The 12,299-nt window shown below is 40.2% G+C and carries 10 protein-coding genes; 1 reads left to right on the plus strand and 9 read right to left on the minus strand.

What is annotated here, in order from left to right:
* Window positions 1-4: 4 nt before the first annotated feature.
* The 9 genes from HYG79_RS04475 to HYG79_RS04515 all read right to left on the minus strand — a co-directional run bounded on the left by HYG79_RS04475 (window position 5) and on the right by HYG79_RS04515 (window position 10,975).
* Entirely contained in the window at window positions 5-241 is a 237-nt protein-coding gene (locus HYG79_RS04475; RefSeq protein ID WP_179240966.1) for a MoaD/ThiS family protein, read from the minus strand.
* Complete coding sequence (mobA, locus tag HYG79_RS04480; RefSeq protein ID WP_179240967.1) at window positions 225-812, minus strand: molybdenum cofactor guanylyltransferase; 588 nt, start codon at window positions 810-812, stop codon at window positions 225-227. The genes HYG79_RS04475 and mobA overlap by 17 nt, the downstream gene beginning before the upstream one ends.
* A gap of 9 nt (window positions 813-821) precedes the next feature.
* A complete protein-coding gene (locus HYG79_RS04485; protein WP_179240968.1) occupies window positions 822-1,160 on the minus strand; it encodes a winged helix-turn-helix domain-containing protein in 339 nt (112 codons plus the stop codon).
* Between the two features lie 6 nt (window positions 1,161-1,166).
* Complete coding sequence (locus HYG79_RS04490) at window positions 1,167-2,342, minus strand: molybdopterin molybdotransferase MoeA (RefSeq protein WP_179240969.1); 1,176 nt, start codon at window positions 2,340-2,342, stop codon at window positions 1,167-1,169.
* Between the two features lie 1,200 nt (window positions 2,343-3,542).
* The gene (locus HYG79_RS04495; RefSeq protein WP_179240970.1) at window positions 3,543-4,955 is read right to left on the minus strand and encodes a purine-cytosine permease family protein; all 1,413 of its coding nucleotides are present in this window, start codon (window positions 4,953-4,955) and stop codon (window positions 3,543-3,545) included.
* 11 nt (window positions 4,956-4,966) lie between these two features.
* Window positions 4,967-6,118, minus strand: a complete 1,152-nt coding sequence (locus tag HYG79_RS04500; RefSeq protein WP_179240971.1) for an alpha-hydroxy acid oxidase — start codon at window positions 6,116-6,118, stop codon at window positions 4,967-4,969.
* A gap of 9 nt (window positions 6,119-6,127) precedes the next feature.
* A complete protein-coding gene (locus HYG79_RS04505; protein WP_179240972.1) occupies window positions 6,128-7,501 on the minus strand; it encodes an FGGY-family carbohydrate kinase in 1,374 nt (457 codons plus the stop codon).
* Between the two features lie 10 nt (window positions 7,502-7,511).
* Window positions 7,512-8,792, minus strand: coding sequence for a sugar isomerase (locus HYG79_RS04510; RefSeq protein WP_179240973.1), 1,281 nt, complete (start codon window positions 8,790-8,792; stop codon window positions 7,512-7,514).
* An 83-nt stretch (window positions 8,793-8,875) separates the two neighbouring features.
* Complete coding sequence (locus tag HYG79_RS04515; protein WP_179240974.1) at window positions 8,876-10,975, minus strand: bifunctional aldolase/short-chain dehydrogenase; 2,100 nt, start codon at window positions 10,973-10,975, stop codon at window positions 8,876-8,878.
* A gap of 156 nt (window positions 10,976-11,131) precedes the next feature.
* On the opposite strand from HYG79_RS04515, the gene HYG79_RS04520 reads away from it, so the two are divergent.
* Complete coding sequence (locus HYG79_RS04520; protein WP_179240975.1) at window positions 11,132-12,184, plus strand: GntR family transcriptional regulator; 1,053 nt, start codon at window positions 11,132-11,134, stop codon at window positions 12,182-12,184.
* Window positions 12,185-12,299 lie beyond the last annotated feature (115 nt).

Below are 12,299 nucleotides of genomic sequence, written 5' to 3' on the forward strand. Positions count from 1 at the left end.
CTAATTATCCCCCTGCAAACGGTGGCAATAAACCTATTTCGGTTGATGTTACCCTGGTATTACCTTCAGCCAATTCCCGATTATGCGCCACTTTAAATTTTTGTTCGGCGAGTTCAGGATATTTACCGTGCAATGCAATCAATAGTTCGGAAACTGTTTTTCCCTTTTCAAATTCAAAACGTTCTTCCCTACATCCCGTGATATCGGTCAATGGTCCAAAATATTTAATGGTCAACTGCATTTAAAATTTCTTTTAATTGTGTTTTTGTGTTTATATTCTTAGCGAAAAACTCCTGTTCTTTTTTCAGAACTACTGTTTTGGTCGGTAGTCCGCTTGTAAGGGACCGTAAACGTTTTTCTCCCTGTTGCAAAAGTGTATGACAGTATTTTCTACATGATTTCCTGTACACAGCTATCAAAGGCATAATCAATTTTTCACTCTGTAACTGTATTACATCGTGTTCTTTGGAAATATGGCTCAATAGCGTATGTAGAACATCTTGGTTCAATAAGGGAACGTCGCAGCTCAGTACAAGATTATAATCAGTTTTGGAATAGGCGAGCCCAGAATACAAACCCGCCAATGGGCCCGAATCTTTTATGATATCCGGAATACGGGTCACCCCAAAAATGTCATGACCCTTATTGTCGCTAACGATTATGATCGTATTAACGAAAGGTTTAAGTGTATCAATAATATGCTGCACAAAGGGTTTTCCTTGAAAATTCAGTAACCCTTTATCCGTTCCCATACGGGAGCTTTTCCCGCCTGCCAATAGTATTCCGGTAATATGTTCTTTTTTGATTTGCATCTGCATAGCTTATGGGACAACCATTTCCTTTACCTGTTCATCAAGATATTTCCAACAATTTTTATTGATTTTTTCAAAGGCTTTGATCAAAGAGCTACCATAAGGCGTCACAATTGCCCCACCGCCGTTTTTACCACCCGTGGTGGAAATAACTACAGGCTCTTTCGCAGATTTATTGATAGAATCGACAAGCATCCATGCTTTTTTGTAGGACATGTTCAATTCTTTAGCAGCCTTGGACAATGAGCCCAAATTACGAATCGCCTTTAATAACTGTACCCGGCCTTCTCCAAGAAGCACCTTATCGTCAACTTCAATCCAAATTCTACTTTTTATTTTGTATTCCATACCGTTCTATTTTGGCAGCATTATGGTTTCTACCATGTCGCCAGCAGCTATCTTTTCCTGTTCTTTGGACACATACAGCAAAGCGTTCGCTACTGCAAAAGTTTGCAGCATTGATGAATTTTGCCCTTCCAATATTTCAACCGTTCCATCTTTACATAGGGCCTTTAGGAATTGTGGTCGGTCTCCTTTTCGAATATAATCAGAAATAGATCTCATTTTTTGTCTCGATAGGACAGGGAAAGGGTTACCGGAAATTTTGGACAAAACAGTGTATACATATATATAGAAGCAACTTAATGCCGCTGCGGGGTTTCCGGGTAATGCGAAAATCGTAGTATGGTTCTTACGACCGAAAAAAAGTGGTTTTCCAGGCTTTTGTCTCACTTTATAAAAAATCTGTTCCACCTCTAATTCATGTAACGCCTTACCTACAAAATCATAGTCCCCGACCGAAATACCACCGGTAACCAAAACCACATCATGTTCCGAAATGCTTTTTTGCAATACGTCTTTTGTATTTTGATAGTCATCTTGCACCCTAAAAATGGTGATATTTTTATACCCTAAATTTCTAAGCGCACTTGATAGCATTATGGAATTGCTTTCATATATTTTCCCATAACCCAAATCGCTACCGGGCATTACAAGTTCATTGCCCGTAACCACTATGGCAATAGTAGGCTTTTTATAAACGTCCACTTTCGTAATACCTAAAGAAGCCAAATATCCAATAGCCGCAGCATTAAGTTTTGTTCCTGCTTTTAGCGCAATCCCACCTTTCTTTACCTGCTCCCCTTTTGGCCTAATATTTTGTTGTGGCATAATGACCCCTTCTACAATAATATGATTGTCCCGGGCTTTTACATGTTCCTGCATTACTACCGCATTAGCAGAATCGGGAACCGCAGCACCTGTAAAAATACGTACAGCCTGCCCTTTTTCTAAATTATGGATATGCGAGTCCCCAGCTTTTATTTCATCAATGTTTATATAATTGGTCGTATTGTCCACATGCAACGCATAACCATCTACGGCAGATTGCCTAAATGGAGGCATATGAATGGGTGAATGTATGGTTTTGGACAAATAAAATCCTTCGCAATGGTCAATGTCCATACTACACTCACTCATTTTAGGCGAGTGATCTATAACCAATTGTAATGCTTCTTCTATGCTGATCATTGAAAACCATATACTTTTTACATGATTAAATATCGTTATTTCTTTTTAAATATAACGCTTAATATGACTATGTTCCTACAAGAATATGATTTACTTAACTCCCAGGTCAGATATTAACTTTATGGAATGGCATCCTATGCGCTTTCGCAAAGGAAAAATATCGTGAGAACCAACTACGATTTCAAATCACTACCCAATACAGTCATACTAGAGTGTAACTTTTAGAGAAAATAGAAATCTTTAGAACAACTTCAATATAAATTATAAAATTCAAATATCTGACAATAAGTTGTTTTAAAATAAATAGTACCTTTTTATACATAGTACTGTAACAAAACCAAAAACAAATCGTCTCTTAGGTGTAATACAATTTAAAACGAATACTAAAAATAATAGCAAATAAAGAAAACATGAAAGCATCAATCACAAAAACAACAACGGAATCTAAAACAGGACAGTACTTTTCAACTTTTAGAAATAGCAGAAGAGTGCAGTGGGCACAATGTAGAAATTTTAATCGCTAAATCATTATTTGGAGCCAAAAACACACGATTGAATCTCAAAAAACAACAATTGGGAAATAACCATTTTTATTCGGAGACAAACCAAAGCATATTTGTACCATCATAAAGAAACAATAACATTTAAAATAAAAACATTATGAAAGCATCTAATAACAGAACAGTAACAGAATCTAAAACAGGGCAATACTTTTCAGCCTTTAGTCATAGTAAAAGAGCACAATGGTCTCAATACAGAAACTTTAGTCGTTAATATATTACTTAAAAAACATTCATCAATAACATCAAAAAACAAAATCATGAAAGCATCAATCACAAAAACAACAACGGAATCAAGAACAGGACAGTACTTTTCAGCCTTTAGCCATAGCAAAAGAGCACAGTGGGCACAATACAGGAACTTTAATCGCTAATTACGATTTGCACCATGCATCAAACTTTGCCAAACTTGTTTTGGCGTTAAAAAACATCAATCATGAGAACTTTCATCAATCAATCACCAATGGAATCCAGAAGGCAAACATTTCTTTCTCATCAAAAGGACAGCAAGAGAATCCGTTGGTCAATACCAAAAGATTTGCAATAGCAAAACTTAAACCTCATTCAAAAAAAGGGACGGACCTTCATCAAGTCCGGCCCTTTTTTTGTTATAGTGCATAAACATATTTCCTTGATCGTCTCAACTCTTTTTCATCTGAAATGACTTACTAAAAACCAAAAACAGAACACCACAAAGCAGCCAGGCAGGTAATGTCACGAAAGAAAGAAAAACATCAAATTGTAACGATATAAAGTAAAATAGTCCAAAACTGATGGCCCAAGCCAAAAATACCGACTTGTTGAATTTGAGGTTGGCCACTTCTGCATAATTTTTTATGATGCCTGCTTGTTTATGGAAGAAATGTTCAAAAACAATGATTGCCCCAAAAGGCGCCAAAATGAATCCATACAAGGCTACAAACCCTAAAAGTTTCATCGCGAATGCCGGAAATAATCCGGCAATAGTCGCGACCGTACCTGCTATTATGGTAACCCAAAAAGTGGACACTTTGGGCATGATGGCCTGAAAGGCCAATCCTGCTCTGTAGATGGTCGGGTTGGCTGTTGTCCATCCTGCCAAAACCACGGCGATGATCCCAAAAATACCTATTGCATTGTTGGCCAGGGGGCCTGGTGCTACAGGCGGTGCCTCACCATTTGATAAAAAGGCTTGTGCCTCAGGCGATTTAAGGTATACCGCATAGAGTAGGGCAGCTGCTATCCAAGCCATGTAATGGCCTACATACATTCCTGCCGCAGTCGTCCAACCCGAACTTTCCTTTTTTGCAAAACGAAAAACGGATAAATCCGACATGCCCACGTGCATTGCGGCATTCGCAAACCATGACCAAATAACCACATGCCAGAATGTATATTTCAGTTGACCGTGAAAGGGTTCGGAACCTTCCCCCCAGATATTCCAGAAATCGGTAAAACTTTTAACGCCCAGTTGATTCAGGGCTACAATACCGCAAGCGAGAAATGCGAGTACAATGACCGGAGACATCCAATTGGCGGCTTTAGAAACGGTGTCATACCCTTTTGATGCGATCAAGGAAATCACAGCTCCAATAATGATAACGATGATGACCCAAGTGGCACCATTTGGTGTAGTATCGGTAAGTTTGGGCATTTCCATATCAAATGGAATCCCTACTGCGGTGGCCGAAACCGTTATCATCGCACCGGCAAGAAAACAGAACAAAATTCCGTTTGCGAGGTTATAGCCTATTACCAGCTTTTTTCCACAGATTTTTTCTAGTTGGTAATACAAGGTAAATCTGTTCTCCACAGCAATTTTCGCCGTTAGAAAGCGCCAACTCAATACGGCTAAAAGATTTCCCAACAAGAGGCCGACGATTAAATCGAAGGCACTGACGCCTGCTGTCAAAAACAGTGGGCCGATCATGAATTCCGTTCCAGCGGCATGTTCGCCAGCATACATGCCCAAAAAGCTTTTCCAACTTTTTAATTTCGCTTGTGGAACTGGTTCTCTTTCGAATTCTCCACCGGCAATTCCCTCGATTTCTTCCTCAATATTGTGTTGACTCATTTCAGTTTGGTTTAGTTGGTAATGAGATGTTTCGGCATATCTTCCACACGTTCGCAGCATAATTGGTCCATTACCTGTTTGAACTGGGTTTTCAGCATTGAAATGGTGTGGTCACCACCTTGTTTTCCTAAGGCCCCGCATCCATAGAGAAAAGATCTGCCCATGAATGTAAACTTGGCACCACTTGCCATTGTTCTGGCAATATCAGGGCCTGACCGTAGACCGCTATCCATCATTATTTCAATTTGGTCACTATATTTAGCTGCGATTTCCGAAAGGGAATTTATGGTAGATTGAGCCGCATCCAGTTGCCTGCCGCCATGATTGGAAACGATAATGCCGTCAAACCCCATTCGAATAGCGTCTTGGGTGTCTTGTTCTGATGCAACTCCCTTAAGAACTAACTTGCCTTTCCATGTATCACGGATGGGCTTGATGCGCTCCTCGTTCAAACGACCGGAAAAAGTCTTATCCATAAATTGCCCTAACTGTTTCAAATTGAGTCCTTCTGGTGTGTAGGGTTTCAAGGTTTCAAAAGTGGGCTGGCCATATTTCAGGGTATTGTAGGCCCAAGTTGGTTTGCCTAAAATTTGTAGAATATTGTTCAATGACATTTTAGGTGGAAGTGCCAAGCCGTTTCTAATATCCCTAGGACGATAACCAAAAGTTGGTACATCACAAAGCAGAACTAGAACAGGGCAGCCGGCAGCCTCGGCGCGATTGATTATGTCATCACGCAATTGATCCTCAGCGGGATTATATAATTGAAACCAAGCATTACCCTCGGTCAGTTCACTGGCACGTTCGATGTTCATAGTTGTGACCGTACTCAGTATAAAAGGAATATTATGCACAAAAGCGGCTTTTGCCAAAATCTCGGGAGAATTGGGCCATATGAGACCTTGAAGGCCGACAGGGGCGATGCCAAATGGTGCGTCGAATTCCATACCCAGGATCTTGGTTTTTGTCGAGCTTACCCCATTGTTTCTGAGATATCTTGGCTGTAGCTGAACCTCTCGTATCTCTGCCGTATTTCTGGAAATGCTGACATCTTCGTTACAACCGCCGTCAAGATATTCAAAGGCGAATTTTGGTATGCGACGCATGGCCTTATTTCTCAGGTCTTCCATTGAAGGATAAGCAGAATTGATTTTCATGGCCATATAAATTTTTCAATTAAAGATAAGTGTGCGATATTTTTTTAACGCATAGTTTTTTTTCAGGAATTTAGGTTCAAGAAGGGTATCAGAAATAACGAGGGCCGCGCCTAGAGCTGAGCCCAAGGAGGCATCGGTTGTACTGAGTTTCATATCTCCTAGATATTGGGAGAGCAGTTGAATAAAAATCTCATTATCGCTAAATCCTCCGTCAATATAAAGTCTTTTTATTTTTTCGTTTCCAATAGCGGCTCGAATACTTTTTTCTTGCAACAAAACAAGTTCCAACATGAGTTGGTGATAGGCATGTTCAAATTTATCATATGGAATTTTGGTCTCCTCAGGCATATCATCAGAAGCAATACTCGACCATTTGAACATGTGAACGAAGTCTTTGATGATTTCAAAAAATATACCCTGATCGAATTTCACGGTTTTATGATAGTCTTCAGAAACGGTGAAGTACTTTGACAACGTCTTTATCTGAAGCTTGTATTCATTGCCAAGGAACAATCTGGAAACCTTGACAGGACTTCCATCTATTCGCATATTGAAAAGAGAGTTGTTCTCGATTTCCTTCAATGTTAACATGCTACTATTGAAAGGGTTAATCGAGATACTCCATGTACCGGTAGATACCAGTATAAATGGTTTTGAAATACTTCGGATGTAGGGTAATAATGCCGAGGAACTATCGTGGATGCCAACACCCATTTGAATGGTTTTCCCCTTATAATTTATCGGTATCGTTTTTCTTGATGAAACAATTGGGGGTAATTTTTGGTTTATTCTTTCTTGATATACCCACACATGATAGTCGTTTTTTTCGTAGTCCCAAAGTAGCGTATGGCAACCTATACTCGTATATTCACTTACCGGAACACCGGTAAATAAGTAACTTAGGTATTGTGGAAGATGCAACGAATATTTTATTTTTTCAAACACTTCGGGCTTCTCATATTTGAGCCAATACAAGTGCATACCGGTATTGAGCATACCTAGTCTTGGAGACCCCGTCACTCTTGAAATCTCATTTTCAGGACCATATTTGTTGTAAAAGGAATCATAAATCCCATCCTTTAAAGGCTTCATGTAATTGTATAGAGGCGTCAAGGATTTCCCATTTTCGTCTACATGTACCAAACTCGCACCGTAACAGGAGAAATTCAAAGCCGTTATCTCATATTCGGATATCTCGAGAATTTTATCAAAAACCTCTTTTGCCCAGTTTTCCAAAGCGGTCAGATTTTCAGTGGGGTATCCATCTTCGTCAGTAATTTCATCAAAACGTTCGTATTCACGGTGCACCTCCTGAAAGCCCGAATCAAAAAGAAAGAACTTTTTGTTGGTCCTACCAATATCGAAAACAGCTGTAACTTTGGTTTTCATTGTGGTTTGCTTATAGTCCTGTGGCTACCGAATAGGTCCCTCTCTCATTGATTAGGTTTTTCCTAACCTTTAAAGACCGATAAGTCTTAATCGGACTTATCGCCCCGCCCCGGTTTAGTCTTGCTTTTTCGAGTAACGGCCTAACATCGGTTCGATAAGCATCTTGTAGTAGCTCTTGGCATTTGACAACGTCATGGTTCTGTTGCGCTTCGGTCAGTGACTTTTGATCGACTAGCAGCGCTTTGGCATAAGCCTCTTGAATGGCTTCCAACGATTGTATTAGATCTTCCAATGGGTCTTTGATATTGTGACTGGCATCGATCATCCATGCAGGGTATGGATTCTGTTGATTGTTTTCCATGCCAAAGACCAAGGCATTGAAAATCAAGAAAAGTGCGTAAGGTTTAACGCTACCTACGGTCAGATCATCATCGCCATATTTGCTGTCATTGAAATGAAAGCCCCCCAATTTTCCTTTTAGCATCAAAGTGGAAACAATCTGTTCAATGTTGGTATTGGGCAGATGATGCCCCAAATCGACCAACGTATATGCTTTATCGCCACAGGCATTCGCTAACATAAAAGAGGTGCCCCAGTCTTGAATTACGGTACTATAGAAATTGGGTTCGTAGGGTTTGTACTCGATTAAAAGTTTCCAGTCATCGGGTAGTGCTTTGTAGATAACCTTTAGGCTATCTTCCGTATTCTGTAGTGCGGTTTGAAAGTTACTTTGCCCAGGAAAATTAGAGCCATCGGCCAACCAAACGGTCAGACTTTTCAAGCCTAGTTTATCTCCGATTTTTATGACTTCGACGTTGTGTTCAACAGCTTGTTCGCGAACCGCCTTTTTGGTATTGCTCAACGATCCAAATTTATAACTTTCCTTCGCATCTTTTTGGTCTTGAAAAGTGTTGGAATTAACCGCATCGAAGATGACGTCATGAGAATTTGCCAACTCCTTGATGGCTTTATAATCCGTAGGAACATCCCAAGGAATGTGCAATGAGATCGCCCCTGCTGTCTGTGTTAACGTATGTAAAATACCTATATCATCTATTTTCTGTTCTAGATTTGAAGGTTCACCCTGAAATCCAAAGCGGCCAAATCGCGTTCCTCCGGCACCCAACGCCCAGCTAGGTATGGCCACCTGAAAATCGGATAGTTTTTTCAGAATACCTTCAACATCATGTCCATTTTTGGCCAGACGGTCGGCCAGAAAATCGAAGTGTTCGCGGTGATGCGCTTCACTTTTTTTATTGATATCGTCAAGTTGACTTTTAGTTATTCTCATGTGGTTTTATGAAATTAAAGTTGAAAATAAGCTTCCATAGGTATAGTAGAGCCCATGGAAGCAAAAAAAACTAACTTAACGATCTATCGCACAAATGCATTGGCCATTCCGCCATCTACATTGATTATGTTCCCTGTGGTTTTATCCAAAATACCGACACAGGCAAAAACCCCATTGGCAATATCTTCCGGATAAATTATTTCGTTTAACAAATTACGCTTGGCATAATGGGCAGGAAGTTCATCAACTGATATTCCATAGGCCTTGGCACGACCTTCGGCCCAATCGCCTTCCCATATTTTACTGCCGACGATAACCCCGTCTGGGTTGACCGTATTCACTCGTATTTTATCACTGCCCAACTCTGCGGCCAATAAGCGGGCCATGTGCTGTTGGGCTGCTTTTGAAGTTCCATAGCCCACATTATTTGGACCGGAAACCAGACCGTTCTTACTGGCAATACTGATAAAATCACCTCCTAGACCTTGTTTTCGCATTATGGCAACGGCCTGTTTGGCGAGTTCAAATTGGCCTTTTACGAGGACGTTTTGAAGAATATCCCAGTCTTTTTCGGTGGTCGCTTCAAGAGGTTTGGAAATCGCCAGACCGGCACTGTGGACCACTATGTCAACTCCACCGAATTCCAAGCAGGCTTTTTTATAGGCATCTGCTATCGAATCACTTTTTGTAACGTCGCATACCGCATAACTGGCCGTATCCCTTGCGTAGGTTTCCACTCCTTCCTTGAGCCTTTCTTCCGCAATATCGGTTAGAATCACATTGGCTCCTTCTTCGGCCAATTTATCGGCAATTGCCTTGCCGATTCCGCCTCCTGCACCAGTGACTAACGCCACTTTGCGCGACAAAGGCTTTTCTTTGGGCATACGCTGTAATTTGGCTTCCTCCAACAACCAATATTCGATATCGAAGGCTTCCTGCCGCGGTAATGAAGTATATTCTGTAATAGCCTCTGCGCCTCGCATCACATTGATAGCATTAACATAGAATTCATTCGCTACCCGTGTGGTCTGTTTGTTCTTTGCGAAACTGAACATACCAACTCCAGGGTAGATAATGATAACTGGACTAGCATCCCGAACTGCGGGACTGTTTTCTCGTTTATGTTTATCGTAATAGTCTTGATATTCTTTTTTGTACTGTTCAAATGCCGGCTTTAATTTGTCAATGACAATTTGGGTGGCCGAAAGGTCTTCCTTTGCGTCTAGGTCCAACACCAGCGGTTGTATCTTGGTCCGTAAAAAGTGATCGGGGCAAGACGTACCCATCGGTGCCAATCGCTCCAAATCATGACTGTTGATATATTCAAGTACCACATCACTATCATTGAAGTGACCGATCATTCTGTTTTCGGAAGAACATAGGCCTCGCAACATGGGCATCAATTGGGCTGCTTTGTCTTGGCGTTCTTCGGCATTCAGACTTTCAACCTTTTGTCCTCCGAAAACGCTTCCATTTTCCTTTATTTTGCTCTCGATAAATTCGGAGGCCATTTCGATGACTTCCAAACTGTTCAAATAGCATTCGTAAGATGTATCGCCCCATGTGAAAAGTCCATGACTGCCCAAAACGATTCCACGTATCCCCGGATTGTCGTTCAGGCATTTTTCCAATTGAAGGCCTAAGTCGAAACCGGGTCGCTGCCAAGGTACCCAGCCCATGGTATCACCCCAGATTTCTTTGGTTATTCGTTCACTGTCTTTTGCAGCGGCAACAGCAATAAGGGCATCGGGATGCAAATGGTCGATATGTTTAAAGGGCAATAACCCATGCAAAGGCGTATCTATTGAAGGTGCCCTACTATCCAAATCATAAATACAGTGGTTAAAGAGTCCTACCATGCGATCTTCATCTTCTAGACCGCCGTACACGTTTTTAAGATTTCTCAGTCTGTCGGTATAGAGCCCAGCAATTCCAGCTTTCGTCAAGGTACCAATGTCCCCACCCGAACCTTTAATCCACATGACCTCGACCTCTTCATTGGTCAACGGATCTTTTTCAATGGTTTTGCAACTCGTATTACCGCCACCATAGTTAGTTATTCTAAGATCCGCTCCTAGTATGTTTGACCGGTAAAGAAAAAGGGCCACTTGATCATCATTTAGCTCAGCAGCTTTCTTTTCGTCCCACAGGTAATCGACGTAATGATATGTTTTTACTTTCATCTTAAAAAGTATAATTCTTTAATTTAAACGAAAGTAGAGTAATGAATAAAATCGGGCATCCTGTACTATACTGTTAGGTCAAGATAATCAAAACACGTGAATCTATTATATAATTCAATATTTTTGATAACATAATAGACAAAGGATTAAACATACATGGCGGTAGAAAGCATACGGTATATAAAGGTTGATGTAGATTCAAGGATACCAAAATACAAACAGGTAGTAGATTCTATTTTTGGTGCGATTCGGGAGGGACACTTACGAATGGGCGAGAAAATTCCATCTATTAACGAGGTAAGTGAAGAGTGCTTGCTTTCAAGGGATACCGTTGAAAAAGCGTACAGCCATCTGAAAGAACAGAAAATCATCGTCTCGGTAAAAGGAAAAGGATACTACGTTGCCAAAACCGATTTATCTTCAAAGATAAATGTGCTTTTTCTTATAAATAAGTTGAGTACTTATAAAATGAGGATTTTCAACTCTTTTGTACAGACTTTAGGAACTAATGCCAATGTTGATCTAGATATTTACCATTGTGAACCTTCAATATTTATAAAGGTGCTACATAAAAAAGTAAACCAATACGACCAATTTGTGATTATGCCTCATTTTAAGAACGAAAATCTGCAACACATGGGGTGTACAGAGGAAATCCTCGAGGTTATTGGAGCTATTCCTCAGGAAAAATTGATTATTATGGATAGAAATATCTTGAGCCTTTCTATGAAATCGGGACGTATTTATCAAGATTTTATAGATGATATCTATGCGGCCCTATCAAAAGGGCTGAACAAGGTGAAAAAGTATCAAAAAATAATCCTTGTATATCCCAGAGAATCGGTATACCCCTATCCAAAAGGAATCGTTACCGGATTCAAAAGATTTTGTATAGAACATAATTTTGACTATGAAATTTTAGACGAAATTTATGAAAGTATGGAATTGCAGCTAAGAGACCTTTTCATCACCATAGAAGAGTCTGACCTTGTGAATCTTGTAAAACAGGTACGTGATAGGCATTTTAAACTTGGTGATGAAATCGGCATCATCTCTTACAATGACACTCCTTTAAAAGAACTTTTAGGGATTACGGTAATTAGTACCGATTTTAAAAAGATGGGGGCCGAAGCAGCTCATATGCTTTTGAACGGCAAAAAATCCGTCGTTAAGAACGACTTCAACTTCATAGACCGTAACTCGGTTTAAACAAGTGCAATATTCATAATCCAAAAAACCTACATCACAGTACAGTACAGGATGGATGATTTTCATCAACGTTATATTATTGTTAAGTAATTAAGAAATACGCAATTTAACGAGA

This window comes from Costertonia aggregata, from assembly GCF_013402795.1.
Lineage (GTDB): Bacteria > Bacteroidota > Bacteroidia > Flavobacteriales > Flavobacteriaceae > Costertonia > Costertonia aggregata.

Bases quoted from the DNA above. Each gene is read 5' to 3' on its own strand.
- HYG79_RS04505 (WP_179240972.1), bottom strand. From the start codon at position 7,501: ATGAAAACCAAAGTTACAGCTGTTTTCGATATTGGTAGGACCAACAAA.
- HYG79_RS04490 (WP_179240969.1), bottom strand. From the start codon at position 2,342: ATGATCAGCATAGAAGAAGCATTACAATTGGTTATAGATCACTCGCCT.
- HYG79_RS04475 (WP_179240966.1), bottom strand. From the start codon at position 241: ATGCAGTTGACCATTAAATATTTTGGACCATTGACCGATATCACGGGA.
- HYG79_RS04520 (WP_179240975.1), top strand. From the start codon at position 11,132: ATGGCGGTAGAAAGCATACGGTATATAAAGGTTGATGTAGATTCAAGG.
- HYG79_RS04515 (WP_179240974.1), bottom strand. From the start codon at position 10,975: ATGAAAGTAAAAACATATCATTACGTCGATTACCTGTGGGACGAAAAG.
- HYG79_RS04510 (WP_179240973.1), bottom strand. From the start codon at position 8,792: ATGAGAATAACTAAAAGTCAACTTGACGATATCAATAAAAAAAGTGAA.
- HYG79_RS04500 (WP_179240971.1), bottom strand. From the start codon at position 6,118: ATGGCCATGAAAATCAATTCTGCTTATCCTTCAATGGAAGACCTGAGA.
- mobA (WP_179240967.1), bottom strand. From the start codon at position 812: ATGCAAATCAAAAAAGAACATATTACCGGAATACTATTGGCAGGCGGG.
- HYG79_RS04495 (WP_179240970.1), bottom strand. From the start codon at position 4,955: ATGAGTCAACACAATATTGAGGAAGAAATCGAGGGAATTGCCGGTGGA.
- HYG79_RS04485 (WP_179240968.1), bottom strand. From the start codon at position 1,160: ATGGAATACAAAATAAAAAGTAGAATTTGGATTGAAGTTGACGATAAG.